Raw genomic sequence first — 25,852 nt, 5'->3', positions numbered from 1 at the left:
TAGGGAACAAAATGGCCGGCGTCAATAGAATATTTGTTGTGCTCCGAGGCACATGTCAACGCCGGCGCCAACCGCGTTCGAGATCATTCACCCAGCAGGTCGCATATCTTCGAATGTGATCAGTCTAAGGTGCTCTTCGTTAGAGTCCGACAGCTCATCACGGGTCATTCCTGGCGGCTTCTTTCGAAACTTCGCGCGAATCGAACCAGCGCACTAGACAACCAAGAGTCGTTGTTCAATTGTCACCAACATGGGGAGCAATTGATGACCGAGAATCAAAGCGCGATTAGAGAGCTTCATCTTCTGACCACGGACGTACTGTTAGCGGATCTTGTGAGCGGTCGATCTATAGCATTGACCGATGGAAAAATACTTGAGATCGCGTCCGACGACGCTCGAGCGATCTTAGATTGGTATCGTCGAAACCCGAATAAGTGGACGGCGAACCAAAACGCACCCGACGCCGACGCGGTCATTAATTTGGTCGGCTCCGAGCCTCCAACCATTGCTTCGCATGCAGATGGACCGATCTCCAAGCCGAAGCTGCTTCTTCATCTCCTGGGGCTGAAAGCGCACCGCTTCGCTGGTCTGCATGCCTATGGCCGCGCCAATGAGCCACCCGAGGATTTCGACTTCTCTCCTAAAAAAAACGTAACCCTACTTGAAGGCGCCAATGGATCCGGGAAGACGTCCATCGCCAATGCGATCGTATGGTGCCTGACGGGCCATCTGATTCGATCGCAACGCCAGCCCGAAGCCGGCCCGACCGAATTCAACTGTGAGGTAAGGCGCAACGATGCGGAAACGTCGGCACATGCGATGTCGGCAGTCACGCCTATGCCCGACGCCGAAAGCGATCTGCCCGCAGACGGCGCGCCGATCCCAGCGGACACATGGGTGGAGCTCACATTCAGCGATGGCGATGGCAACTTGCTGCCCACCCTTCGACGTTCTCAGTCTCGCGCGCCGAGAGGCAAGATCATAGAGACGCCACCTGATCTCGAATCAATTGGTCTTGATCCGGTTGCATGGCGGATAGCTACTACAATGCCAGCACTCCTGCCGTTCCTATCCGTGGGCTCCGTCTCCCAATTGGGCGAGGCCGTTGCGCGCCTCACCGGATTGTCTGATCTCGTCGATCTGTCCAAACACTCCGAGAAGCTTTCTGACCGCATCGAAAAACGCAGTGTGCCAGAGCTTGAAGAGCTCTCCGAAAAGACCCAAACCCGATATCGCGAACCTGCCGACGACCTCGCTCGAGAACTTTTGGAGTACGAGGTGATGGCATTGGATGAGCCGGCGCCGAACATTCATCAAGCTAATTGCAAGACCCGTCTAGAGACCATCTCCAAGCATTTTTACGATCTTAAAGCGGTAGGACTAGCTTCTGCCACCAAGGTTCTCGGGAGTCACTTCAATCCGGAGAACAAGCAATCACGAGACGATCTCGAGAAGAGCATTCGCCCCGCCATTGAACAGCTGAACCACGCCAAGACTTTACCTGCCATCGCGAAGCTGTCGACCCTGAAAATGGAGGACGGCGACGAAAAGACAATCTGTGGGCTCCTCGCAGAAGTACAAGCCCAGGCTATGATACTGAGCCAGTTGGCGCTCGACCCTAATCGGGCATGTCGTGCCCAGCTCTACGCCAGGGTTTCCGCCTGGATGCATCAGCATTCTCTTGAGAATGGAACCGAGTGTCCGATTTGCAGCAGGTCTCTGGATGAGTTGCAAGATCCGGTGACCGGCAATCTGATCCGCAAGGACCTTGAGGACGCTGCCAAGGACAGGGAGACGATGGCTCGGACCATTGGAGAATGGTCGTCTTACTGGATTGGGAGACTCCTTCAGGAGCTACCCGATGGCATCAAACGCGAGGTGGGGGCCGACTTGCCGACCGCACCGGTCGATCTGCTGCGCATCGGCCTGATCGACGAGCTGTTCGCGACAGAGGTATTCGCGGGTGCTTTGCATGCACTCAAGGCAGATGCGGCCCAGCTGTTCGACGAGCGAGTCGCTGCAATGCCGGTATTCCAGGAGCCCGAAACACCGACCTTCCCCGATGGCCTGTCAGATGCAAGGGCACTTCGGCAGATGCTTGGCAGGATCGTGCGGGCGTCGGCCTTCGCCCAGTGGCGAGTCTCGAGCGCAGCAGATATCCGCAAGATTTGGACGATCGTCCTGAAGGGCGAGTCCGAAGGCGTCGATGCTGAGCGAGCGGTCGGAAGCAGGCTGGCGACGCTCCTTTCGATCGTCGAGGGCGTGACTCCCCTCAACAGGGCTTTGGGACATGTCGAGCGAATGGAGCGAGCACGCGCCGAATACGTCAACGGATTGGACCGCATAGAAGCGTGCCGGAAAGCTGTGAAGGCTCTTGCGTTCATCACACCACTCGGAGCACTTGCCCACACCCAAGTGGATGGCCTGCGGTCCAGGCTCCACAGTCGCTCGGAATACTGGCGCAAGGAAATGTTCAGAAATGCAACGGATTTCGCCCCGGATCTAACAGGAACCGCCATGGATGCCAGGGGCGTTCTCGAGCTTCGGGTGGGCCGACAAGGCGTAGAAGCGCCGGCACAGCACATCTCCAATGCATCCTCGCTTCGAGCCGCCTTGCTTGGATTCTTTCTAGCATTCAGGGAACACGTCCTGAGGTCCCGAGGCGGTCTGCGGACGTTAGTCCTGGATGATCCCCAAGAACTGCTCGATAATGACAACCGAGAGCGGCTGGCACGAGGCTTGTCGAAGTTGGCCGACACCCAAGCTCAACTGCTGGTGACTACGCATGATCGGAAGTTTGCACGCTCCCTTGTGGCCGAGAATCGGCCAAGCGATTCCGTCGAGCACCTGTCGGTCCATCCCGTCAATCGCGTCCGTCCAAAGCTCGGCATGTCGCTGGCGGTAGAGGAAGTCGATCGAAAAAAAGATGAATTCGTCAACAACCCAGACGATGCAGTGAAAGCGCAGGACTATGCCTCCGCGCTGCGAGTTTTCCTCGAAGTCCGGCTGGGCGACCTGTTCGACGAGACGACGCATCCAGCTTACACAAGTGCGACCCAAGCGCTCACCCTATCACCACTCGTCGATCGCTTGAGGGGGTTGATCGCTTCTAATCAGGGGGAACTGTTCCGCAATCCTATTCTTAAGCGATTCGTCGACCATCCTGGCCTTGCCTCCGACGCGGAGGCAAGGCGAATCCTCAATGCCTCACACCATCAGAAGCCATCCATCACGTATGGCGACGTGAAGGCCGTTGCGGCGCATTTCGCCCAGCTGCGCACCGCCATCGAGGACGTCCACGAGCAGTTCCGCCTCTATCGATGGCGCGAGCCGCTTACTCACGCGGGAGCTGCGAACAACATCGTTCCGTTGAAGGCAATTTCGGTACCGGGTTTCGCGGTACCGGTCTTCCCTGACATTGCCGCATTCGTTGGCAGCGCGCCGGAAGGCGGATCGCAGGACGTTCCCGACGAGCAGGTGATCGGCAACTGGTTCCAAAACAAGGCGCTATACTACGTTCGGGGCGAAACTTTAGGATTCGCCATTCCCTCTGGATCGGTGGCGATCGTCGACGTGGATCCATATCCGGGGAGTGATCAAAATCTAGTCATCGCACGCCCGAGGGGCCAGGTGCTGGCGCGGCGTTTGGTGAAGTCTACCGGCTCGATCGGAGTTTCGCTCGCGGCCCAGATGCCAGATCCCCGCGTTCGCCGCCCAACTTTAACCTTTGATGAGAGCCAGATCCGATTACATAGAATCGTTGGCGCGATCTTTAGTGACATGCCACCACCTCCTGGCGGCAACGAAGCGATCCAAATTGAAGAGGTGCCCGAACTGGCACAGGTCGCAGTCGCCTATCGCGTGAAAGAAGAGAGCGCGATTCCATTGGCACTGCCGGGCCAGATCATCCTCGGCGGCGCGGAACTTTCGGCGCAAGATCTGGATCTTTGGGAAGGACGTCTCGTTGCGGTAGCTCTGGATGACGGCGCCAACGTTTTCAAGAGGGTCGGTGCTCGCCTGCCCGGCAAGTGGAGCCACTTGCGACAGCTGGAAACAATTGGCGGCCTGGGATCTTCCTTGGTCGTAGCGACTGCATACTTGGAGGCAACGCACGGCGTCCCCACCATCATATCCGCGCGCAAAGTAATTGGTGTGCTGTACTCCTAGTCTGACACTGGAGCGGTGTTTGCTTTGCAGTTTGCACACGGTCGAGTTGGAACCCAAGATGACCAAATATCTGCAATACTTTCCAAGACCATTGCTTGATGACTTGGTTAAAGGTCGATGGCTACCTGTCGTTGGAGCAGGTATGTCGCTTAACGCAATCTTGCCGGCCGGCAAAAAAATGCCTTTGTGGGACGATCTTGGCAAAGCCTTTGAGGACGATCTTACGGATTTCGCAGCAAAGAATCCTATCGACGCCATGTCCGCCTACGAACATGAGTTTGGCCGAGCCCGTCTCATTGAAAGACTTTCCGAAATTCTGCACCAACGGGATGCTCTGCCCGGCGAAGCTCACCGCGCTTTTTGCACGATTAAGTTCGACCTAGTCTGCACCACGAACTTCGATTTTCTTCTGGAAAAGCAGTACGATCTCATCCCTAGATACGTGAACCCCGTGGTCGATGAGGAGCAGCTGTCGCTCGACATCACACATGACGGGACCATCTTACTGAAGCTGCATGGCGATCTGCGACATCCCTCAAGACTCGTCGTAACCGAAGGCGACTACGATGCTTTCCTCACCAAGTATCCGCTGATCGCAACCTACCTTGCCAATTTGCTGATCACCAAGACAGCTGTTCTCATAGGATACAGCCTCGACGACCCCGACTTCCGACAGGTCTGGCAAGTTGTAGCGCAACGCTTGGGCAAAACCCGCAGACAGGCCTATGCGATCGCCGTAGGTGCACAGGCAGCGGATGTTGCGCGGTTTGCGCGGCGCGGCGTTACCCTCATCAATCTGCCAAAGACAAAAAAGGAACAGTATGGCGAGGTCTTAGTTGCTGCGTTCGACGAGCTGGCAGCACACTGGCGCGGCAACGTGTTGGATGTCAGCACCGTCACCGAAGAAGCCCCTCTTCGAGAGCTGAAGCTTCCAAAGGAGTCCAGTTCAAGACTAGTTTTCTTCGCGGTGCCGTTGCATCGATTGCCTGTCTATCGTGAGCGCGTGTTTTCCGCTGTTTCCAACATCGGATTGGTACCGGTAACAGCAGACGACGTTGTGTCGCCCGGAGACTCCATCAGCGCAAAGATCGATGCGCTGATGGATAGGGCTGTCGCAATCGTTGTTGAAGTTGGCAGTGCTTGGACTTCAGCCGAGCTCCGTCTTGCAATGAGCCGTGTGAGAGAGCCGAACCTTGTTGATGGACGTGCCCCCCAAATAATTGTCGTCGGGGATCTGAACGATCCCCCGAGGGCAGTGAACCTCAACAGGCATCTAATCACGCGGATCGACCTCGATGCCGAGAGTGATGATGGCATCTCGCGATTGGTTGAAGCGCTCCGCATGGTGGTGCCACACGATGACCAAGAAAGGCTCGAACCAACCCGCCTCCTTGAGAAGCGCGAGTACCGCGCGGCGGTTATTTCGGCAATGGGATTGCTGGAGTCTACGCTCCGCAAGAGACTAGACAAGGCAGATTGGAACCGTAATTCTCGACCGATGAGCATTCGCCAATTAATAGAAGTAGCCGCCGCTCAGAATTTGATCCGCAATGTCAATTCTGGCCGCATCGAGGAATGGATCAAAGTTCGCAACAACGCTGTTCACACAAACGACGCGGTGAGCCGCGACGCTGCAAGATCGATTGTCGAAGGCGTTCTCAACTTGATAGGACAACAAATCTAGTTGTTCATGTACTCGTTGCGCGATCGCGAGAGTGTCTTACGGGAGCTATGCCCGACAGGTCGAATTCGATCGGTCCGCGAGCCTGCGGGAAGCGGCGGCCTTTATCCAGCGCCGTGACGGTGGCCCCACCAACTGGAGAAGCTCGAACGCCTCATGACTTCTTCGTCACCGGCCCCGAAGATGGCAAGGTCACCGTCAAGCTCGGAAAGACAGGCTGGTTCGCCAGTGCCGACGAAGATCTCGTATGGCCATAGGACGACGCCCTCTACACGGTATGATATCTGTTGACCTCCGGTCGGCGTTCGTGCCTTCCTCTGGCGCGAGACACATCAGAGGCCTGCCATGTATCGCTTCTCCATCATCTTCGCCGCATGTGTATTTGCCACGTCGGTCGCCGCCGCGGACTTCAAACCTTACGAGAACGGCCGCTTCGGCTACGTGATCGACTTGCCGTTGGATTTCAAAACGGTTCAGACGCCCGCCAACGGCGATGGGATTGGTCTCAAGAGCGCCGACGGGACGGCGAAGCTATCGGTCTGGGGCAACTATCTGACGGAAGGCGGCTTCAGACAGGAGAGCGATCTTCGGAAGAAGTTCGAGACCGAGGACGGCTGGAAATTTAGTTTCGAGAAGCGCGGCGCGTCATGGGCGAGCCTTTCAGGAACCAAGGGCGACCAGATCATATACATGCGGCAGATCGCGCTCTGCGATGACGCCATGGGGAACTTCACGCTCGAGTACCCCGCCGCGCAGCAAAAACGGTTCGGGCCACTGGTGGACAGGATGGTGAAGACGCTTAAGGCACCGAAGCACTGCGACTGAGGGCCGCCGGCTAAGTCACCGCCGAGCGTGCGGCATTGCGTGCCAGGATGTCGGCAAGTTCGTTGCCACCAGCCCCGGAATGCCCTTTGCACCATTCCAAGACCACATGCGGATGCCGCTCCAGAAGGCCGTCGAGCTGCTGCCAGAGTTCCATGTCACGAATCGGTCGCCGTCGCGCGCGCGGGTTCGGAGTGATCCGCTTCCAGCCGTTGGAGCGCCAGATGGCCCTCCATCGACGGCAGCCTTCTATGACGTGGGCGGCGTCCGTCCAGAGCGTGACCGACCATGCGGGGGCTTCGGCTGCGATCCACGAGATGGCGTTCAGGACGGCGAGGACTTCGAACATGTTGTTCGAGGTGCCAACCGTCTTACCGGAGGCGGCGTGCACCTGGCGGTCGCCTTCATAGACGACGAACGCCCATCCTCCGGAGCGGGAGGCGGCGTCGAAGGAGCCGTCTGCGTAAATATGGAGCGGGTGGGTGATCATACGCTGATATTCGTCTCGGCTAGCCATCCGCTGGAAGCGTTGATCTTTGAAAGAAACGTTGAAGTATGGTGAACGAATCCTTTCCAGACGGCGCCAAATTCTAGCTTTTTGGACGTAGCTTCATAAGAAGCTCGGTGGCGTCCGGCTTGGTGAAGTCGTCCTCGATCTTCAGCACAAAAATGCCCGTGTCGTGACTAATGCGCTGTGGCCCAACCGTTCTGGCCATTTCCAGCACCCTCACAAAATTCTCCTCGACGTCCTTGACCGTCCAGATTGCACCCATTTCCATCCGTCGCTCATAAAGATTCGCGTAAGTAACATTTTAACAGGCGCCGAACGGTTAGCATACATCTCGTTTGAAGGGACCAACAACTGAAAGCGCGCGCCGGTGGGGCAGATCCTCGTTGATACCAACATAATCAGCGTGGCTTACCTTCCCGAGCCTCCGGCCTGGATATGGGATTGGCTAGCGGAACTACCAGGCGGATCGCTCGCCGTCTCGTGGATCACGATTTACGAAACCGAATATGGAATTAGGAACGTGCAACGGCACAATCCTCAAAAGGCGATAGAATTGCTCGCCTGGTTCCAGGAGTTCCTCGCCAGTCGGATGGTTCGTCCAGAAATGGACGTCACCGCAGCCCGCATACTGGGTGCCATGGCTGCCCACCCGCCTCTCAAGCACTTCTTCTTCACTCCGGAGAAGAGGGACAGATATGGAAGGACGATCAAACAGGACCGGGTCAACCTCGGCTGCGACCCGATGCTGGCGGCCCTCTCCATATCCCACCAACTTCCGATCGCAACTCTCAATCCGGCCGATTTCTGCTTGATCCACCAGCACTTTTCGCTGCCTGGCGTCTATGATCCCCGAGCGGACGTCTGGCATGTCGAGCCGCCCATTGGCTGGAACGTAGGCGAACCCGCGAACGACGACGTTCAGCCGGCGAGATGGCCGGTGCCTGGCAGCCGGATATAGCCGCACCAACCGTCCGACCTCGGTCGCCTTTGTACCTTGCGCCAAGAGAAGCGACGCTCAGTCGCACGCTCATTCGGAAGGTATCCATGTCGATCAGGCTCATGAACACACCAAACAACTATCCGTACACGCACGGGTGGGGTGTCTATCCTCAGCTTCCCACTGAGCTTGGAAAACGTCGTCGCAGCGCGAGAAACCTCCTCGGCTTCATCGACGCGACGCCAGGCGTGAAGCCGAGCGACTGGCGGTTTGCCATCGGGATCCTTGAACTTGCGTTCCGGTCCGTCGCCGGGGAGAACACACGGGACTGGTTCACGCTGGCGAACCACCTGGGACAGCCGTCGAGGGCTCTCGCGCACGAAATCTACGAGCATCTTCGGCAATTGAGGGAAGTTGAGCCGCGGTCGAAAGGAGCTGCTCGGGTTCTCGGCCTCCTCGATGATCTCGCCCTCCCCGACATGCTCCAGTACTTCAGGGAGACGACGTCGGTGGAAGTCTCGCGTCCGACCGACATCCGTGAAGGCTGGTGCCATGTCCTGTGGTCGCACGAGACGCCGGACCGCGTCCTGGTCGGCGCCGTCCACGGCACGCCGCTGGAAGTCGTATCCGTGCTGGACAACCGGACGCCCGAATCCTGCCACGGCCTCCTGGCTGCGTGGCACGTCGACGATCCCGACTGGGCTGCTTCGCAGATCGTCCGTACCTTCGGGCAGCCGCTCGACCAACTTGGGCTGATGCATCTCTCCGCTTCGGAGGGGATCCCCTCAATCAAGATGCTGACCGAAAACGCGGTCTGGAGGACGATCGTCAAATCACCGTGGCATGCCAAAGCTGTCGAACCGTCCCACGATGACCTCGGCACCGACGAAAAATATGTCGCCTCGGGGCCGGCCATTTGAGGCGCGAATCCTTACTCTCATTAGTTGAATCCTTGATAGTGTCGGCTGGATCTCAAAACGGGACAGGATTCGAGTATTGTTGACATTTTGTTAGGTATGGCAGATCGTAAGCTACTGAAACGGCGTCACGTTTGAAATTACGCATAGGACGCATCTTTTCACGACGGCGCGAAATACTCTTGCAATACGTGTATTATCGCATTATGGTGCGCCTAGCCGTAAGGTCCGTCATATCGGCGGATCGGCCATTAGGAGCATGCCATGACTGCAGTCATGTCGATAATAGCCGGGCCCCTTGCTCGCTTGGCCGCGTAGGCGTCGACAGAGCTGCGCCGTGCCCGTGATGAGGGTTCGGCCGTCTCGAAGTTCTTCCCACCGATTTTGGTATGAGGGTTCGAAATGTCTGGTTACGAGAATGCAGCCTTCTCGGCTTTCATCCGCAACATCTCCCGGAACAACGCGGATTTTCCGCAGATAGCCTGACGCGGCCTTCGCCGTCGTTGCGTTCGTCCTGTCCGTCGCGTGCCATTGAGGCCCGACGGCTCCTTCCGGAGGTGCCTGTGATTATGCTGCTCCCCTGCGGTCCTAAGACCGCCATCGCCGCCCCCGTCCCGTTCGCACGCGTCGCGAAGCCGGTAGGCTGACGTTCGAACGGTCGCAAGCGCGGCCATTCCCCCATCATGCCTAACAGGACTGCATCGCAGCCCCAGGTCTCGTGCGCCCAATCGGCGCCGAGCCGGTCGCGCCGTCGTCCTGCTGAACCGAAAGTTTTGTCGCAGCACAAGGAGTAGCTCGTCATGCGCGACCTGATCGAATCCATCCTGCCCCGCACCTACCTCTCCGAACTCGATGAGGAATACGGCGTCGTCGACGTCGAAGACATTCTCGAGGTTCTGGACTTCGAAACCGACGCCCGCCATCTCTCTTCCACGAGCCGCGCGCTGCAGAAGAAGTTCGCGATCCAGCATGTCGAAGAACCTGCGGGCGTCTTCTCGGCATACACGGAGATGCTTTCGGAAATTGAGCACGTCAACGACTGGCAGCCGTCCGGCCATGTCCTCCACGCTTGCTCGCTGCGCACTTTCATCAATCGTATCGCGGACCTTGATCGTCGCGTGAAAAGCGAAGCGTTCGTCCTGCCTCTGCTCGATGAGGCCGCCTGATCGCCAAGGGGATATCGCGACGGCGGGCCGGGGCATCGCTCCGGCTAGCCCTTCATTGATCGATAGAAGGACAACGTGATGATTGCGGACATTATTGAATCTATGCACCTGCGCGAACAGGGCTACGACATCTTTGATCGCGAAGTCGACCAGCGCACTCACTTTGCGGTCTCGACGGCTCCTGCCAAGGCAGGAGACTGGTTTATATGACGAGACGATCGGCACTTGGCGCGGCACGCCGCCGCAGCGCGCGGAAACGGATCGCGACGTTGCGCCCAAGGGGCACCGCAGCGAACGCGACGACGAGGACGAGTTCGAATACGAAGACGAACATCAGATGACCACTTCCTCGAGCCGTGTCGCCGTGGTCGATCCGGCAACGAACACCTATCACCGCATGGAGAGCGGTCTCGAGGCTGATCTGGTCACAATCCTTCTCGCCCGCCACGATACTCGCCGCATCAAGGCGCAGGATGGACCTTACCCTTATGTCGTCGAGGGCAAGAAGCACCATCACATGATCGACGTCCTGTGGGGTGCCGACGACGGATCCACGAACCGCATCGCGGTAAAAGTCAGTGGAAGCGCCGCAGAGCGCACCCGCGGGGAGATGCAACTTCTTAATAACCAACTTCCCAAAGAGAGCCGTGGCCGGTTCGTTTTGGTCACCGACGAGGAGATCACGAAAGGCCGCGTTAACCTGGCCCGGAACATTCTCCACACGCGCAAGGTGCTAAATGAATTCGACACCGCGCGAGTGCATGAAGCACTGCTGGCCATGGGCGGTGTCGCCCGTGTCTGGCAACTCTCCGAACGCCTGCCCGACCTGTACCTCTCGGCCGTTTGCACCGCCGTCTGCGACCTCGTCGACAACGGCCTCATCATCTACGACCACCCGAAGCCCGAGGACGTCATCTTCTCGCTGGCGTCGTGGGTCCGTGTCGTCACGAAGGGAATGAAGCGATGACATCCGCGTCTCCGGAAAAGCAGTTCTCGGCATTCGGCATCGGCCTTGAAGACCGCGTTCGCTTCGACAATCGCTACTGGTGCCTCAAGACCCGACGGAAGTTAGAAGGCGGCGAGCCGGAAGCGCACGTTTGGGAGCACGGCTACTTCTTCGTCACCTGCGATGATCTCGAACCTCACAAGACCGAGGTGAAGACCTACGAGCAGCTCGACGAGATGTTCAGGTGGCGAATGTTGGAATGGGAAAAGGGATACTTCAGCAACCGCAACGCCATCTATCGGCAGAAGCAGGCCGTCAAGATCTTCGACCTGCCTTCCGTAACCATCTTCCGGGCGCGGATGGTCGCGGAATTTCTTGAGCTGGAACTCGACCGTTACGAAACCGGGGCCTACATCACCCGTTCCGATGCGGGCTACGCGAAATTCATCGAGGATTTCACGAAAGAAAACGAGTACCTCATCCCTCCGAAGAAGGGCAAGCGCGAGGTCATTCCGGGACCTCGCCAGTTCGGACGTCTCGTGAATAGGTTCGAAGCGAATGCCTATGATCCCCAGTCGCTGCTTCCCCGCCACCGCGGCGGCGTCGGAAGGCGGACCGACTTCACGCCCGACGAGCTGGGTTTCCATATGGAATTCGCCACGGCCTACCAGTCGAAGGACCGGCCGACCAAACTCGACTGCTATGCGCAGATGGGAGAGGCAAACCGAGATCGAAAGGCCGCCGGCGAGACCGCGATGAGAGTGCCTTCTCTCCGTACGTTTCAACGTATCATCGATGGTCTTGGAGACTACAAGAACGAGCTGACAAGAGCCGGCGACCCCTCGCGTGTGACCCGGAAGTATTCCATTTCGCGCCGCGGCTACCAGCCGCAAAGACCGTTGGAATACATCGAGATGGACGAACACAAGATCGACGTGATCCGGATGCTCGTGAAGAATGGCCTCTGGGAGTATCTGCATCCCGAAGTTCGCGAGAAGATCGTGAAAAAGATGGAGTCGACGAACGACGGCCGCGTCTGGCTTTCGATCGCCCTTGACGCCTACTCGAGATCGGTCTGCGGCGCCAAGCTGCTCTGGGGCGCCCCCGATGGCGCCTCGGCAGTCGCAACCTTGGCTATGGTCGCACGATCCAAGGAGTTCGAAACCAGGCTTTATGGTACCATGACTCAGTGGCCTCAAGGCGGAACGGCCGAGAACATCCACGTCGACGCGGGCGCCGGCTACACCGCGGAAGAGTTCCAGCAGGCAGCCTTGTCCTACACCGGCAAGGTTACCGTACCCGCCTCGAAGCACCCCCATCTACGTGGTCGTGTCGAACGGTTCTTCCGAACGATCAACCAACGCTACATCCACCTTCTTTCTGGCCAGACCTTCAGCAACGTCCTTCTGCGTGACCGATACGACGCACAGAAGCACCGCCACATGACGGACGATCAGCTCGCCGAGTTCCTCGTACTGCTCATCGTCGACTGCTACCACAACACCAAGCATCGCGGGCTCATGGGCCTGACGCCGTTGCAGATGTGGTATCACGGGACCCAGAAGGGCAAGGGCACGGTCGAAGGCTATCCGGACCGGCGCACGTATGCGGAGGCGTTCAGCGTCGTCACCGAATGCAAGGTCGGCAACCACGGCATCTCGATCCTCGGCCTGCCCTATTCCAACGAATGGCTACAGTCACGCCGTGAAACGCGTTACGATCTCGATCTGTCGGTCAAGTTCAACGAAATCGACATCTCACGCATCCTGGTCAAGGACCCCTTCTCGCCGGAATGGGTTGAAGTTGAATGTGCATTTGACGGGCTCCAGAACTTCCGGGTCTTCGACTGGCTGGAACAGCTAAAGTACTTGAAGAAGCGCTTCGGGGCTTCGTCGACGATCAGTGCCGAGGTCGCTCGGGCCGCCCTTGCGGGAGCGCGCGCCCTTGCCCAGTCGAGCAAGTCCTCGGCAGGCATCGGCGCGCCCACCACGACACGAGCGATGATGGATTACTGGAAACAAGAACTGGTCGGCAGCTTTAGGATCGCAACAGAAACCTCCACCGACTATGGCGACCGGAGAGTTCTGAAGGCCTTCGACGCCTTGGAACGGCCGGATCCGTTCGCGCCCGAAACGCTCGAAGCTCAGGTCATCCGGAATGGCGATGACGAGTCCGAGTTGGATGGCGGACCAACGTTGCCGGAGGGTTCCGAGGGCTCGGTTCCGCGGCCGGCGCCGGCAGCTCACGACGATCACCAGCCCCTGCCTCGACGCGCGCCTTCCATCAAGGTCGAGAAAATCAAAAAGGACGACAAATGACCGAGATGTCAGCAGACCTTGAAATGCTCGCTCATATCCATTCGACCGTCTCGCCGGACACGGCATATCGCGCGCGACTGCTCAACGAGCTGAAGTCGATCCACATCGTTACGCCGGACGACGACAAGATCGCGGCGGAACTCGACCTGATGGTGGCCAACATTCTCGCCGGAAGCTCCGTCGGATATGCGCTTACAATCACCGGCAAGAGCGGCGCGGGAAAGTCGGCCAGTCTCGACCGGTGCCTCAACGCCCATCCCTCGTTCGCTCCGTTCGAAGGAAGGTACAACCGCTTGTCGCTCAGCCTGCGTGCCACCACGCCGGCCAGCACCACGCTGAAAACCCTGGGCAAGGAACTGCTCCAGATGAGCGGTTATGAGATGGCGTTGTCGACGGACGAGGACGAAAACTGGCGAACGTTGATCCGCCGCATGAAAATCATGCAGACAAAGGTTCTCGTTCTCGACGAATTCCAGCATGTGCTGGACGCTCCGACGAGCAAGAAATACATGCACCTGACCAACAGCATCAAGAACCTCACGCAGATGATTGACTGGCCTATCTGGCTAATCATCTGCGGCATCCCGGAGATCAAGGACTTCATCGCTCGCGACGTGCGTGGTCAATTGGACCGACGGGCGCCGCTCGTCGAGTTTGAAGGCATGAAGGATGTCAATGAAGATCGTGAGCGGGTCGAAGACACGATCTATGCGCTAGCGGAAAGTTGCGAGCTGGAACTGGGGTTCGCCCTGACACGGGATTTCGTGATGCGCCTCATGCATGGTGGCATCTGGCGGTTCGGTACGACCGTTCACATCATCAAGAACGCGATCGAGAAAAGCCTTTGGGACAAGAACTGGTCTAGGGGCAAACGCGGATCGCTTACGGTCGAGCATTTCGCGCTAGGTTACAAGCGCCTGGCGCGAAACTGCCCTGACGAGACCAATGTCTTCAATCTCAGCATCAAGGATTGGCATTACATCCAGCGGGAGGTCGACGACAAAGGTCGTCTGGTTGATCCGGCGTCGGTAAAAAGGCGGAGGAGCCGCAGCGAATGAGCGGACTGTTTGCTATCCCAGCGTTGAGGGAGGAGCCGCTCACCAGCTTCCTCTCGCGTTTTGCCCGCGCGAATGGCGCGTCGACGAGCCGAAAGTTTTGTTTGCATATGGGACTGGACATATCCGCCTTGAACCGAGGCGACGAGTCCGAGGTGGGCCGGCTTGCTGTGCTCGCACAGTTGCCCCTGGACGAACTTGTTACGTCAGCGGTCCGTGTAGACGAAGATCGGGGCGCGACGATCGGAGATTCATATTATTCAAAACTTATGCTCCGTCGGTCGCGTCTCAGGTTCTGTCCGCACTGCATACTGGATGATGACAACGACGTACGTTTCATGCCGGCTGCTCGTAGACGCGCGCGAACTTATTGGATGTTCCCCCAGATCGCCGCTTGCTTGTCGCACTCGAGGAGGCTCGTCGAGATTGAAGACACCCGTTTCGATAGGCATCGCTATGACCTGATCACCCAACTTGAGATCATCCAGGACCGAATGCCGGAGATGATCGAACAGAGCACGCCGAGGCCAATTCTTGCATTCGAGCGTTACGTGCATGACCGACTCTCTAACATCAAAGGTCACGGCGCGTTCCTAGACTCGATGAACCTTGCAGCCGGCATCGTCGCTTGCGAACTATTGGGGATTGCAGAGGTCTATGGCCGCAAAGCAAGCCCGCGCTCCAAAAGTGAAGACGAGTTGGCGCGCGCCCGCGACGCGGGATTCCGCTCCCTGTCCCAGGGTTTCGAAGGCTTCCACAGGAGCCTCGAAACAATCATGTCAGACGATCCCCGCCGGAGCACCCGCGGCGGCAAGATTCTTTATGGCGGGCTGTATTCAGCTCTTGATCAGACCTACGAACATCCGCAGTACGACGTCCTACGCCAGGCCATTCGCGAACACACGTTGCAAACGGTCCCAATCTTGGAAGGCGCGACCTTCTTCGGGCCGGTGACCGACAGCCCGTGGACGTCAGTGACGGCAATCGTCAGGGCGACCGGGCATTCTGATCAGACCGTCAGGCGATTGCTCGTCGAACTGGGCCATCTTGAAACACTCAGGAAGCCGAAAGATGCGACCTTCATCAGAAGAGATGTGGCCGACGACGTGATCGGTCGCTTCAAGCATACCGCCACGCTGGAGGAAGTTTCCGACATGCTCGGGCTCACCTCGAGCGTCGTTAGAAAATTGATCGACGCCGGATTTCTCTCCGCGGTTCGCAGCGTCGAGGCTGCCCCCGCTCAAGCGTTCAAGATGAATGACAGGTATCCGAGGGCCGAAGTCCTCGAATTCCGCGCCAAAGTGCTAGGCGACTTTGGGAGCACGCCGGACCCGGCCTGGCTGCCTCTCGGACCGGTGGCGAAAAGGTGCAACGTCCGGATCATCGACGTCCTCCAACTCTTGCTCGACCGGCGCTTGGCGAAGGTAGGTCGGAGCGCGGATGCAACGGGCATCGGTGCGTTGAGGTTCGACTGGAAGGAGGTCGAGGCCCTACAGCAGACTCCAGAAAGTTCCCTTTTCGGTCGAACGGAAGTCTGCAAGAGACTTAAGATCGGAAACGATACTTTCGCGCTTCTCGTTCGAGATGGCTTTCTTCGCTCCAAGAAAGTGCGGCCACGCGCCGGACGTGCTTTGTCGTATATGGTCACAGAGGAGGCGATCAAAGATTTTGACAGGCATTTCGCGAGTTTCTCTCGGTTGACGGACGAGACTGGGATTACCGGCAAAAGTCTCGGAATTCGTCTGCGACGGGCGGATGTCGCACTGGCCTTCTCCGGCCAGACAAGGGATCGCCTTGTTGAGCGTGCTTCCCTCCCGGACTGGGTGCCGCATGCGTACCGTTAAACAGATCACCTTTGAACGGTGATGCATTGTTAGATACTGGCATCTTCTAACTCCAGGGATTAGTCATTCTCGTCTCCGGTTTGGATTCGGCACGACTTGAGGACAACTCCGGTATTATGTAGCAAGTGCCACAAAGGGTCCCAATCACGTCTGGTCGTCGGGCACAGCAAAGACGAGGCCGAAGATCGGCGCAAAACGCTCAAGGACTTCTGTCATGACATGATCCGGCACCTTGTCTCGCGACTTCTCCGCGTTCCGATTGCGCCAATCCATCGACTTAACTTGATCAATCTGAATGACACCGGTGACACCTGTCCCAGCGCCACTCAACTGAACCGCGAATCCGTCTCTACGTGAAGCGTTCCCTGTAGTCGTAATCGGCGCGATGAAAGCGAAGCCAGTCGCCATATTGAACTTGAAGTCTGACAAGATGAGCCCAGCATGACGCCCACGCTGCTCTTTGCCCGCCGATGGTTGCATGTCGAGCCACCAAACTTCTCCCGGAGCAGGAATATTGGGCCTTACCAAACTTCATTTCCTATGGGAGGAGCGTCCATCCATGCCTTCTCCTCCGCTGAAAGCGGGACGTCGGATTCATACCCCTCCAGCAGCTCGTCGAGGGTGTATTTCGGCTGACGCACCTTAATGGGTTTTGCCGTCATGGATACAGGTTCTGCGATAACCTGCCTTCCTTTCACCGAAACGATCATTTCCTGGCCTTCACTGAGGCCCAGCATGTCTCGCGCAGCGGCAGGAACGGTTAAAACCAACGATCCACCAGCTTTCTTCAGCTTCGAGGTTGTCGAATACTCGCCGCCTGCCGTCTGTCCTCTAGCGGGGAGCCTAGGCGAGGTGCCGATATCCGTGGCTCTGGTGCTGTGCGGCGTTGCACCTTTTGTCTTTGTCATCAGCATCACCTAAAGGAAAGTAGGACATTTATATAACATTCACCGTGATCAACATCAAGGCTCGGGCCGTCACAGCCATTTGCGAACATCCATAAGAGTAACACCGCTGCGGCTCGTGGCGTTTGCTACATAAGTCCGGACAACTCCAGCAGCGATTTCGACGTATCCTTGCCGACGTGGTGAGATCGAAATGAGTTGCTTGCATACTACCCTGAGATGCCGAAAATTTAACATATCAGCGTTATCTCGGTTATAAGCAAATGACGCCGTGGGCTGGCGAGTTGCGATATTATTTCGGTTGAGCTTTAGGGGGCGGTCCAATGCCGGCTATTTCTATACAGACTGCGTTTCAAGGCGGAGGCGCGAAACTGGGCACTCTGATCGCCGCCGCTAAATCGCTTCACGAGGCGCAAAAGCGCGGCGACTTTTTGGTGACCCGGATCGCGGGAACGTCGGCGGGCGCGATCGTGGCCGCTATGCTAGCTTCGGGCCATGATCCGAGCATTTTCGCTGCACGAGTCCGAGAACTCGCACCTAAATACCTTGGGCCGATCGTTCGAAAGCGGCACAAGCTATTAAGAGGCTACGATTTTGTTCAAGGGGTCCCGCTGTTTGATACGCAACTGTACCGGACGTTTTTGCGGGAGCTATTTACCGTCGATGGGCGACCGTTGACCTACGTCAGCGACTTGAAGGGCATCGAGCACGTCTACTTTTATTCGACCGACGTCCGTACCAGAAAGCCAAGGGTCTTCGAGAAGACGTCGGCCGAGCTATTGGTTGATGCACTTTTCCATTCGTCCGCACTGCCATTTATCTTCGCTTCCTTCAAAGACATGGCGGGGCTCATTGACGGGGGGATTATCAATAACTTCCCTGCAAATATTCTCGACAAGCCCAAGGAATTTGGTGAGGTCGTAGGCTTCTCTTTCCCACGATCAGAAATCCAAATGGAGCATTCGTCGGCCGCAAGCTTCGCCAAATCGATAGTCGAGACAATGATGGACAATGCGGTGGACTTGGCTCTTTCGAGGCTGGATAGTCGCAACATCCATTTGCTCGATACCAAGACTACTACGCTGCAATTCGATGAAGCTCTCCGAGATGACCTTGGTACAGACTTCCAACGACATGTGAAGGGCGTAGACCTGTTCCTCGATGGAGTTAAGAAGAGGATGTGGTTGGAGGGCGTCGGCCTTGACCAAGTCAACGCGCTCGACAGGATCGATCAGTACTATCGCGCGGTAAGCAAGGATGATTTGATCGACGTGCCTATCGTCAAAACTACCTACCGATGCAACGCACTAAAGGATCACGATCCATCCAAACTTGACGAGTGTACTGTCGAGCTCGAGCTCGTTCCTCGGAAACGGCCTGCGCGGACGTTCAGTTTTCAGATCGGGGTGGCGAGCCATTCTTTCCATGAAAAGGCCAACGAGTTAGGCATTCATGTCACTGACAGCCAAGGCCGGAGCATCGACGCCACCATCATTCCGGTGGTCGCAGAGATTTCGGGTCTAGGCACGCCGGCTGCGAAGATTATAATTCTCTTCCATGAGGAACTCGCTGTTGGAAACCAATACCGGCTCTCTTTTTCCGCGCCGACAAGTGAGGTTCTCTACGATCTGACTGCATCACAGAAAACGGATTTCGTTCGATTTTCCTTGAATGTCGTTGACCGCGTTGAAAAGCTCTACCTGATAGCCTATGTTCCTTCTGAGTTTAAGAATGTTGAGCTGGTGGACTGGAACAAGCCTGCGGCGAAAGAGACTTGGAAAACAGGTCAGCAGATGAGCCGTGACGAGGTTCAAAAAATTGCCTCGCCTCTAGGTGGATTCCATGTTATCGGTTGGACAGCAGAGAATTTAGTGAGAGGAAATGCCGCTGGCTTTAAGGCGTCAATTCCATAAGGAGATTGAAAATGCGCAAACCTAACGAAGTATTGCTCTAGTTGTGGCGGCTTTGACCGCGCAAACCTAGCAAACCCGGCGGCTCGCCGGGTTTTTGTTTTTTGGCGTCATTTGCAGCCCTCGGACCCAGGACGAGTCAGCGTATTTGGATGACTGTATTGTCCAATAGGCTAAAACGCCGCGTGATCTTCGCGCTTCTCCCTTTCACGCCTGATATTCCGGAAATTCTGATCTGAGCGGATCGTCTCTGTGCCGTTGGAAGGTTTGGTTACAATCCAGAGCATGTTCTCCGATTGATACCTAATTGCCACGCTTTGGATCTTCCTCATCGAGCGTGGACACAATCCAAGATGCAGCGTGGGGCCAGCGAACCTCCGATGGCCATTGGCATCGAGTAGAGCCTGGCACTCTCAGTCAGACGCCCCTGCCCGGAAACACTTCCAGATATTCGCCGTAGCCCGACTGAGAATAACGTCGGTCCTTGCACTCGTGCGCGAGCATGCGTGCTCGCCGGCCCACGCTCCTTCGTTGGCGACTACTATCTGCCGTTCTCCAATCCGTCACCTCGTTGCTTGAAGGCTAGGTAAGTTACCCAAGTAAATCAAGCGCTTCTCAGGAGTCGTCAAAATCACATGGCCGTAGCGACAAAATAGATTGGCTGCGAGGTATGCCAAGTCATTGCAACTACACAATTCGCTGCGTCACAATCAATGGCTGCCTATACTTGCTTGTGCTTGTCACAAAGTGATTGTGCCCAGGTTTCCGCGCATTCTGTTCTGTTAGAAATGTCAGAGAGCGGCCGAAAGGCCGCTTTCATTCGTTAGAGCGAACCTTTTGCCGCAATCATTGCGAGGCCATAGGTTCCTGTTCGCTTCCCTTGACGCGTTCCCCTGATATCCGCGTTTATAAATGGCTCTGTTTTCGACCATCGATAGAGAAAGTGAGATCCCCGTGTCCTACACCGCTTCCAACCTCCTCCTCGATCTCGATGGAACGTTGGTCGATTCCCAACCAGGTATCCTTTCAAGCTGCCGCGCGGCGTTGCGGGCTCTTGGCCATGAAACGGACCCCGAGATGGATATCCGCTCGATCATTGGGCCGCCGATCGAAGATGTGATGCGTTACCTTCTCAGCTCATTCGGCGATGATCGTGTCGCGGAGGCGGTCGACGCTTACCGAGCTGACTATGGAACTCGTGGTCTCCTGCTGAGCGAGCTTTACCCCGGCATCAGGGAAACACTCCTCGAGCTGCATTCTCAAGGCATTCGCCTCCTTCTGGCGACTTCCAAACGGCAAACATTCGCACAGCGCATTCTCGACAATCACGGACTATCGAACCTTTTCCGGGGCATATATGGCTCCATACCAGGAGCCGGTCTGGACCATAAGCCCGAACTGCTGGCGCATATTCTGCAGGATACTGGACTGGCCGCCCAGGATTGCCTGATGGTCGGCGATAGAAAATTTGACATCGTCGGCGCCCAGGCGAATCGGATGCGTGCCGTCGGCGTTCTTTGGGGCTACGGTAACCGTGAAGAACTCGAGCTCGCTGGCGCGGATCTTATTCTGGTTGCACCAGAGGAATTGAGATCATTATCGAGGTAAGACGCGCGCTACCGCTCTTCTTCGTTTTTAACGTCCTGGTGCCTGTTTCGGCTTATTTCATTTCACATACGTCGGAATGGCATAAGTACCAGCCAGGAAGCCACGGGCAGTTATGACTTCATCTATCTGGACTTCCAATGAACGAGCACATGAATTCCGTTGAGCTTAAGAAGGCCTTTCGTCTGATCAACCACGGCCCGACCGTGCTCTTGTCCGCACGGCATGGCGGCATCGACAACGTCATGGCTGTGGCCTGGTGTTGCGGTCTTGATATCGATCCACCGAAGCTCACCCTGGTTGTCGACAAGGTTGCGCAGACGCGCTCCCTCATCGAGGCGAGCGGGGTTTTCGTCGTGCAAGTTCCGACGGTCGCCCAACTTGCGCTGACACGGGACGTCGGAACGCGGACATTGTACGACGAACCGGACAAGCTTCAGAAATCAGGTGTCTCGATCTTCGAAGTGCCCGGACAGGATCTGCCGTTCGTTGAAGGCCGTTCGGCCTGGCTCGCCTGCAGACTGGTCAGCGAGCCGCATACACAGGACACCTACGACCTCTTCATTGCCGAGGTCATCGCTGCGTGGGCGGACGACCGCGTGTTCCGGGATGGGCATTGGCATTTCGAAACAGCGGGGCCGGAATGGCGCAGCCTTCATCACGTCGCGGGTGGACACTTCTATGCCATTGGGGAGGCGCTTTAGACCTCGGCCGAAACAACCTGAAATCGCGTGCCCTCATATTCGATAGCCAATTGCGCTTAACTCCTGCCGTCCAAGACTGTCCGTAGCAACACAGGATCGAATGTGACCCTGGGCGAAGGATAGAGGCCATATCTGTCACATCTGACGTTTACATGGCCGCTGCCATCACTTACGGGAAGGCCCATATTGTGGGTTTAAGGGCAAACGATCATGCTGATCAAGCAAAGCGACTACCATCGGATTTACCGGGTCATCAACAGCCTGCTGATCAACGAAAACGCCAATCCCGCCACGGCTTCGATGTATTTCAGTACGTTCGGAGCCTTCATTCTCGAACATCATTTCAAGATCAAGGCAAAGCCGAAGGGCGGTCTCGCCGCTTACAATCTTGACGGAAAACACATCCTTTTCGCCGACCAGCGCGACGATGGCTATGTCTCCGGCGCTGGCGAAAATTTCCACTGCTGGGTCGAAGCGGACGGTTGGGCCATCGACTTCATGGCCCCTGCGTTCTCGGAAAGTGCGCCAGGCCTGTTGATCCATTCGAAGATGTTTCAGCGTCGGCTTTCATCCATGGCTGCGTCTATCAACGATCTCGGCCAGTCCGGCGATTTCTTCTATCATTCCGAGCCTGAGGCGACGGCCGAGCGTTTCGCGGATTGGCGCAAGCATCCGATGATCGGAGACCTCGCCACCGTTGCCACGAACTGGTTTCGGAAGTCGCCTAAGAAAATGCAGGCGTCTATCACCGTTCGGAACCAGGATGGAAGAACCAACCTCGTTCCGCTCCTCGGCAATTCCCTGATTGGCGCTTGGTAATCTTCGGAAACTCGTTCAAGCCAAAGTCACCGTCGCGGCATGGCTTCGCGTTTGCCCGCAAAGGGTTTGCTAGATATCGTAGGGCGCCCAAGCGAACATATTTAAACAGCCATTGACCACCAGTTGATGACGATATGAGGCTTTCAGAGATGGTCATCGAACGCCGACGCCGGTCTGCCTTGCAATTGCTTCTGCTACCTTTGCGGCTCGTCATAACCGTGCTCGTGCTCATCAGCGAAGTCGCCCGACCACTATACCGCCCGTTCGTGAACTGGTTCGCCTCGCTCTCCATCGTAGTGCACTTCGGCGAGTTTGTTGGTTCATTGCCACGAGGCGTCATTCTCGTTCTGTTCGTCGTCCCGCTTGCGATTGCTGAGCCACTGAAGATCTACGCTCTATTCGTCATTGCCAGGGGTCATGTGATCTTCGGACTCGTAATAATCGCATTGGCATACCTGATGAGCTTCCTGTTGGTCGAACGTCTTTTCCACGCAGGCCGCGAGAAGCTGCTAACTTACGGCTGGCTCAAATGGATTATGGATCGTGTGGAGACCGTTCGAAACTCGGTCGCTGACATGAAAAGAAGCGTCATCGCAATGGTACGCAGCTGGCTTCGACAAGGCGCTTGAACGAAGGCCGACTGTTATCCAGCTTGGTGCTGATCAGTCTCGGCTTGAGGAAAAACATTACTTTTCATGGTGCTCGATGGGGCACTGCGAGATGGCAATTGGGGTGAATTCAACCCTATCCCATCAATGCTGCGGATGCATGCATTCCCCGTGATCCGCAAGAACCTCGATCACCCGGCATTGGTCGACGCGGCCGTGGCCGCAGCCTTTTACCATCATTTCCAATTCGGCTTTCAGCGCCATCAGGCTGCGGATGCGCTGCTCGACCTCGATCAGGCGGGCCTTGGCGATGGCGTCGGCCGAGGCGCAGGATTGGTGCGGGTCGTCCTGTAGCGCCAGCAGCGTGCGGATGGAGTCGACTTCGAAGCCGAGTTCACGGGCGTGGCGGATGAAGGCGAGCCTCTGCAGATGCGACTGCTGGTAGGAGCGCTGATTGCCCTCGCTCCGCTCCGGTTCAGCCAGAAGACCGATGCTCTCGTAGTAGCGGATCGTCGGCACCTTCACACCGCTTTGCCGGGCCGCTTCGCCGATCGTGATCTTTTTCATAATTTTCCTCTTGCACCTCTAGTCACTAGAGGATGTAGGAAGGATGCCACGGTTTGACAAGGAAGCGGATCATGGCAGCAGCGACACAGACACGATACAGAGTTGGCGGGATGGATTGCGCGTCTTGCGCGGCCAAGATCGATACGGCCGTCAGGCGCATGCCCGGCGTCGAGGATGTCTCGGTCTCGGTGACCGCCGGCACGATGACCGTCCGCCACGACGAGACCAGCAACCTTGTCGCCATCGAAAAGAAGGTGGCGGGCCTCGGCTATTCCGTCGCGCCGCTTGCCGGCAAGGCAGCACCCTCGCCCACTGAACATCAGCATGACGATCATGGCCACCAGTGCAAAGGCGATCATGACCATTCCCATGATCACAGCGGCCACGATCATTCGGCGCATGACCATGCCAGCCATGATCATCATACCGATCAGAAGCACGCCGAGAAGGAGATCGAGGGACTGCATGGCCACGACCATGCGCCGACGAACGGCCCATGGTGGGCGAGCAAAAAGGGCCGGCTGACGATCCTGTCAGGCGGCGCGCTGGTTGCCGCCTATGCTATCGGCCATCTCGTTCCCTCGATCGCACCCTATGCCTTTATCGTCGCGATGCTGGTCGGCCTCGTGCCGATCGCGCGCCGTGCCGTCATGGCAGCATTGGCCGGCACGCCTTTTTCCATCGAGATGCTGATGACCATCGCGGCCATCGGCGCCGTCATCATCAATGCCGGCGAAGAAGCGGCAACAGTCGTCTTCCTTTTCCTCGTCGGCGAGCTGCTGGAAGGCGTGGCCGCCAGTAAGGCGCGCGCCAGCATCCAGTCACTGACGACATTGGTTCCGAAAACCGCGCTGGTCGAGGAAGACGGCCAGACCCACGAAGTCCAGGCCGACAGCCTCAAGGTCGGCACGATCATTCTCATTCGCCCCGGCGACCGTATCGCCGCCGATGGCGTGATCGTCGAAGGCGAAAGCGCCATCGATGAGGCGCCGGTGACCGGCGAAAGCACGCCGGTGCGCAAGGGCATAGACGCCAAGGTCTTCGCGGGCACGATCAATACCGACGCCGTGCTGCGCGTCAAAGTCACCGCGGCCGCCGCCGACAACACGATTGCGCGTGTCGTCAAGCTGGTCGAGGAAGCCCAGGAGTCCAAGGCACCGACCGAGCGCTTTATCGACCGCTTCTCGCGCTACTATACGCCTGCTGTCGTGGCTGTGGCGGCACTGGTCGCGGTGACGCCGCCGCTGGTGGCCGGCGCGAGCTGGATGGAATGGGTCTATAAGGGCCTCGCCATCCTGCTGATCGGCTGCCCCTGCGCCCTCGTCATCTCGACGCCGGCAGCCATCGCTGCGGCCCTTTCGGCGGGCGCTCGCAACGGCTTGCTCTTGAAGGGCGGCGCAGTTCTGGAAACCATGGGCAAGGTGACGACGGTCGCCTTCGACAAGACCGGCACGCTGACCGAGGGCAAGCCGAAGGTGACTGACGTCGCCGGTTTCGGCCATACCGAAGCCCAGGTGCTGTCGAGGGCTGCCGCACTGGAAAGCGGCTCAAGCCATCCGCTTGCGCTTGCGATCCTCGAACGGGCAAAGGCTGACAGGCTCCCGGTTCCGCCTGCTGCCGAAGCGAAAGCCCTGCCCGGAAAGGGCGTCAGCGGCCGGGTTGGCGGCGAGGCCATATTGCTGCTCTCACCACAGGCGGCGCGGGAGATCGAAGTATTCTCGACCGAACAGGATGCCCAGATCGTGGCCCTGAACGATGAAGGCAAGAGCGTCTCCGTGCTGGTCGTGGAAAGCAGGATCGCCGGCCTGATCGCCATGCGTGACGAGCCGCGCACTGACGCCCGCGCCGGGATCGAGGCACTGAGAGCGGCCGGGATCGGTGCTGTCATGCTGACCGGCGACAATGCACGGACGGCTGCGGCCATCGCCAAGGGTCTCGGCATCGAGCCCCGCGCCCAGCTCCTGCCCGAGGACAAGCAGCGCATCGTGCGCGAGTTGCAGGCGCAAAAGCAGATCGTCGCAAAGGTCGGAGACGGCATCAATGACGCGCCGGCGCTGGCGGCCGCCGATGTCGGCATCGCCATGGGCGGCGGCACCGATGTGGCGCTGGAGACGGCCGATGCCGCGGCTCTTCATGGCCGCGTGACCGATGTCGCCAACATGGTCGTGCTGTCGCGCACGACGATGAGCAATATCCACCAGAACATCACCATGGCCCTCGGCCTGAAAGCGGTGTTCCTGGTGACCACGGTTGTCGGCATCACCGGCCTCTGGCCGGCGATCCTCGCCGATACCGGCGCCACCGTGCTCGTCACCGCCAATGCGATGCGGCTTCTCGGATGGAAGGGTGCGAGATCGTAAGGGTCGGCCC

21 protein-coding genes are annotated in these 25,852 nt (G+C 57.6%); 16 read left to right on the top strand and 5 right to left on the bottom strand.

Features of this window, described 5'->3' with window-relative positions; translation table 11 throughout:
* The first annotated feature begins 264 nt into the window (after positions 1–264).
* From RRH01S_RS06860 to RRH01S_RS06850, 3 genes are all read left to right on the top strand, one after another.
* Positions 265–4,167: an ATP-binding protein gene (locus RRH01S_RS06860; protein ID WP_042470400.1), complete on the top strand. Its 3,903-nt coding sequence runs from the start codon at positions 265–267 to the stop codon at positions 4,165–4,167.
* Positions 4,168–4,225: 58 nt separating this feature from the next.
* Positions 4,226–5,851, top strand: coding sequence for an SIR2 family protein (locus tag RRH01S_RS06855; RefSeq protein WP_042470489.1), 1,626 nt, complete (start codon positions 4,226–4,228; stop codon positions 5,849–5,851).
* Between the two features lie 342 nt (positions 5,852–6,193).
* Positions 6,194–6,673, top strand: coding sequence for a hypothetical protein (locus RRH01S_RS06850; protein WP_042470397.1), 480 nt, complete (start codon positions 6,194–6,196; stop codon positions 6,671–6,673).
* A gap of 10 nt (positions 6,674–6,683) precedes the next feature.
* Here RRH01S_RS06850 and RRH01S_RS06845 read toward each other — a convergent pair whose 3' ends face one another.
* Both RRH01S_RS06845 and RRH01S_RS06840 read right to left on the bottom strand, forming a co-directional pair.
* Positions 6,684–7,157: a ribonuclease H family protein gene (locus RRH01S_RS06845; RefSeq protein ID WP_042470486.1), complete on the bottom strand. Its 474-nt coding sequence runs from the start codon at positions 7,155–7,157 to the stop codon at positions 6,684–6,686.
* A gap of 103 nt (positions 7,158–7,260) precedes the next feature.
* Entirely contained in the window at positions 7,261–7,449 is a 189-nt protein-coding gene (locus tag RRH01S_RS06840; protein ID WP_234711655.1) for a hypothetical protein, read from the bottom strand.
* A gap of 99 nt (positions 7,450–7,548) precedes the next feature.
* On the opposite strand from RRH01S_RS06840, the gene RRH01S_RS06835 reads away from it, so the two are divergent.
* The 7 genes from RRH01S_RS06835 to RRH01S_RS06805 all read left to right on the top strand — a co-directional run bounded on the left by RRH01S_RS06835 (position 7,549) and on the right by RRH01S_RS06805 (position 16,364).
* Positions 7,549–8,139, top strand: a complete 591-nt coding sequence (locus tag RRH01S_RS06835) for a type II toxin-antitoxin system VapC family toxin (protein WP_042470394.1) — start codon at positions 7,549–7,551, stop codon at positions 8,137–8,139.
* A 101-nt stretch (positions 8,140–8,240) separates the two neighbouring features.
* Complete coding sequence (locus RRH01S_RS06830) at positions 8,241–9,038, top strand: hypothetical protein (RefSeq protein WP_234711654.1); 798 nt, start codon at positions 8,241–8,243, stop codon at positions 9,036–9,038.
* A 797-nt stretch (positions 9,039–9,835) separates the two neighbouring features.
* The gene (locus tag RRH01S_RS06825; protein ID WP_042470387.1) at positions 9,836–10,201 is read left to right on the top strand and encodes a hypothetical protein; all 366 of its coding nucleotides are present in this window, start codon (positions 9,836–9,838) and stop codon (positions 10,199–10,201) included.
* A gap of 133 nt (positions 10,202–10,334) precedes the next feature.
* Positions 10,335–11,168 carry a hypothetical protein gene (locus tag RRH01S_RS06820; protein WP_234711653.1) on the top strand — a complete coding sequence of 278 codons (834 nt, stop codon included), beginning with the start codon at positions 10,335–10,337 and terminating at the stop codon, positions 11,166–11,168.
* On the top strand, positions 11,165–13,465 hold the full coding sequence (locus RRH01S_RS06815) for a TnsB C-terminal domain-containing protein (RefSeq protein ID WP_042470381.1): 2,301 nt from the start codon (positions 11,165–11,167) through the stop codon (positions 13,463–13,465). The genes RRH01S_RS06820 and RRH01S_RS06815 overlap by 4 nt, the downstream gene beginning before the upstream one ends.
* Positions 13,462–14,523: a TniB family NTP-binding protein gene (locus RRH01S_RS06810; protein WP_042470377.1), complete on the top strand. Its 1,062-nt coding sequence runs from the start codon at positions 13,462–13,464 to the stop codon at positions 14,521–14,523. The genes RRH01S_RS06815 and RRH01S_RS06810 overlap by 4 nt, the downstream gene beginning before the upstream one ends.
* Positions 14,520–16,364 carry a TniQ family protein gene (locus RRH01S_RS06805; RefSeq protein ID WP_042470374.1) on the top strand — a complete coding sequence of 615 codons (1,845 nt, stop codon included), beginning with the start codon at positions 14,520–14,522 and terminating at the stop codon, positions 16,362–16,364. Before RRH01S_RS06810 ends, RRH01S_RS06805 begins: the two co-directional genes overlap by 4 nt.
* A 144-nt stretch (positions 16,365–16,508) precedes the next feature.
* Here the strand turns inward: RRH01S_RS06805 and RRH01S_RS06800 are convergent, their stop codons facing one another.
* Positions 16,509–16,892 carry a type II toxin-antitoxin system PemK/MazF family toxin gene (locus RRH01S_RS06800; protein WP_131597816.1) on the bottom strand — a complete coding sequence of 128 codons (384 nt, stop codon included), beginning with the start codon at positions 16,890–16,892 and terminating at the stop codon, positions 16,509–16,511.
* Entirely contained in the window at positions 16,886–17,272 is a 387-nt protein-coding gene (locus tag RRH01S_RS06795; RefSeq protein ID WP_131597814.1) for an AbrB/MazE/SpoVT family DNA-binding domain-containing protein, read from the bottom strand. Before RRH01S_RS06795 ends, RRH01S_RS06800 begins: the two co-directional genes overlap by 7 nt.
* A gap of 320 nt (positions 17,273–17,592) precedes the next feature.
* On the opposite strand from RRH01S_RS06795, the gene RRH01S_RS06790 reads away from it, so the two are divergent.
* The 5 genes from RRH01S_RS06790 (at position 17,593) to RRH01S_RS06770 (ending at position 22,936) form a co-directional block, all read left to right on the top strand.
* Positions 17,593–19,182 carry a patatin-like phospholipase family protein gene (locus RRH01S_RS06790; protein WP_042470367.1) on the top strand — a complete coding sequence of 530 codons (1,590 nt, stop codon included), beginning with the start codon at positions 17,593–17,595 and terminating at the stop codon, positions 19,180–19,182.
* 909 nt (positions 19,183–20,091) lie between these two features.
* Positions 20,092–20,787, top strand: a complete 696-nt coding sequence (locus RRH01S_RS06785; protein ID WP_007690853.1) for an HAD hydrolase-like protein — start codon at positions 20,092–20,094, stop codon at positions 20,785–20,787.
* Between the two features lie 149 nt (positions 20,788–20,936).
* Positions 20,937–21,488: a flavin reductase family protein gene (locus RRH01S_RS06780; RefSeq protein ID WP_234711652.1), complete on the top strand. Its 552-nt coding sequence runs from the start codon at positions 20,937–20,939 to the stop codon at positions 21,486–21,488.
* Positions 21,489–21,698: 210 nt separating this feature from the next.
* Positions 21,699–22,307 (top strand): DUF2026 domain-containing protein, encoded by a 609-nt coding sequence (locus RRH01S_RS06775; RefSeq protein ID WP_012651279.1) that lies wholly within the window; start codon positions 21,699–21,701, stop codon positions 22,305–22,307.
* Positions 22,308–22,456: 149 nt separating this feature from the next.
* On the top strand, positions 22,457–22,936 hold the full coding sequence (locus RRH01S_RS06770; protein WP_007690847.1) for a hypothetical protein: 480 nt from the start codon (positions 22,457–22,459) through the stop codon (positions 22,934–22,936).
* 123 nt (positions 22,937–23,059) lie between these two features.
* Here the strand turns inward: RRH01S_RS06770 and RRH01S_RS06765 are convergent, their stop codons facing one another.
* The gene (locus tag RRH01S_RS06765; RefSeq protein WP_007690844.1) at positions 23,060–23,482 is read right to left on the bottom strand and encodes a MerR family transcriptional regulator; all 423 of its coding nucleotides are present in this window, start codon (positions 23,480–23,482) and stop codon (positions 23,060–23,062) included.
* 71 nt (positions 23,483–23,553) lie between these two features.
* On the opposite strand from RRH01S_RS06765, the gene RRH01S_RS06760 reads away from it, so the two are divergent.
* Positions 23,554–25,842: a heavy metal translocating P-type ATPase gene (locus tag RRH01S_RS06760; protein WP_007690842.1), complete on the top strand. Its 2,289-nt coding sequence runs from the start codon at positions 23,554–23,556 to the stop codon at positions 25,840–25,842.
* Positions 25,843–25,852: the final 10 nt, after the last annotated feature.

Source organism: Rhizobium rhizogenes NBRC 13257 (genome assembly GCF_000696095.1).
GTDB lineage: Bacteria > Pseudomonadota > Alphaproteobacteria > Rhizobiales > Rhizobiaceae > Rhizobium > Rhizobium rhizogenes.
This window is presented reverse-complemented; position numbering and strand designations above follow the sequence as displayed.

What these genes read in the sequence shown, in the direction of transcription:
- RRH01S_RS06860 (WP_042470400.1), top strand. Translation starts at nt 265, where the DNA reads ATGACCGAGAATCAAAGCGCGATTAGAGAGCTTCATCTTCTGACCACG.
- RRH01S_RS06855 (WP_042470489.1), top strand. Translation starts at nt 4,226, where the DNA reads ATGACCAAATATCTGCAATACTTTCCAAGACCATTGCTTGATGACTTG.
- RRH01S_RS06850 (WP_042470397.1), top strand. Translation starts at nt 6,194, where the DNA reads ATGTATCGCTTCTCCATCATCTTCGCCGCATGTGTATTTGCCACGTCG.
- RRH01S_RS06840 (WP_234711655.1), bottom strand. Translation starts at nt 7,449, where the DNA reads ATGGAAATGGGTGCAATCTGGACGGTCAAGGACGTCGAGGAGAATTTT.
- RRH01S_RS06830 (WP_234711654.1), top strand. Translation starts at nt 8,241, where the DNA reads ATGAACACACCAAACAACTATCCGTACACGCACGGGTGGGGTGTCTAT.
- RRH01S_RS06825 (WP_042470387.1), top strand. Translation starts at nt 9,836, where the DNA reads ATGCGCGACCTGATCGAATCCATCCTGCCCCGCACCTACCTCTCCGAA.
- RRH01S_RS06815 (WP_042470381.1), top strand. Translation starts at nt 11,165, where the DNA reads ATGACATCCGCGTCTCCGGAAAAGCAGTTCTCGGCATTCGGCATCGGC.
- RRH01S_RS06810 (WP_042470377.1), top strand. Translation starts at nt 13,462, where the DNA reads ATGACCGAGATGTCAGCAGACCTTGAAATGCTCGCTCATATCCATTCG.
- RRH01S_RS06805 (WP_042470374.1), top strand. Translation starts at nt 14,520, where the DNA reads ATGAGCGGACTGTTTGCTATCCCAGCGTTGAGGGAGGAGCCGCTCACC.
- RRH01S_RS06795 (WP_131597814.1), bottom strand. Translation starts at nt 17,272, where the DNA reads ATGACAAAGACAAAAGGTGCAACGCCGCACAGCACCAGAGCCACGGAT.
- RRH01S_RS06790 (WP_042470367.1), top strand. Translation starts at nt 17,593, where the DNA reads ATGCCGGCTATTTCTATACAGACTGCGTTTCAAGGCGGAGGCGCGAAA.
- RRH01S_RS06785 (WP_007690853.1), top strand. Translation starts at nt 20,092, where the DNA reads ATGGCTCTGTTTTCGACCATCGATAGAGAAAGTGAGATCCCCGTGTCC.
- RRH01S_RS06780 (WP_234711652.1), top strand. Translation starts at nt 20,937, where the DNA reads ATGAATTCCGTTGAGCTTAAGAAGGCCTTTCGTCTGATCAACCACGGC.
- RRH01S_RS06775 (WP_012651279.1), top strand. Translation starts at nt 21,699, where the DNA reads ATGCTGATCAAGCAAAGCGACTACCATCGGATTTACCGGGTCATCAAC.
- RRH01S_RS06770 (WP_007690847.1), top strand. Translation starts at nt 22,457, where the DNA reads ATGGTCATCGAACGCCGACGCCGGTCTGCCTTGCAATTGCTTCTGCTA.
- RRH01S_RS06765 (WP_007690844.1), bottom strand. Translation starts at nt 23,482, where the DNA reads ATGAAAAAGATCACGATCGGCGAAGCGGCCCGGCAAAGCGGTGTGAAG.
- RRH01S_RS06760 (WP_007690842.1), top strand. Translation starts at nt 23,554, where the DNA reads ATGGCAGCAGCGACACAGACACGATACAGAGTTGGCGGGATGGATTGC.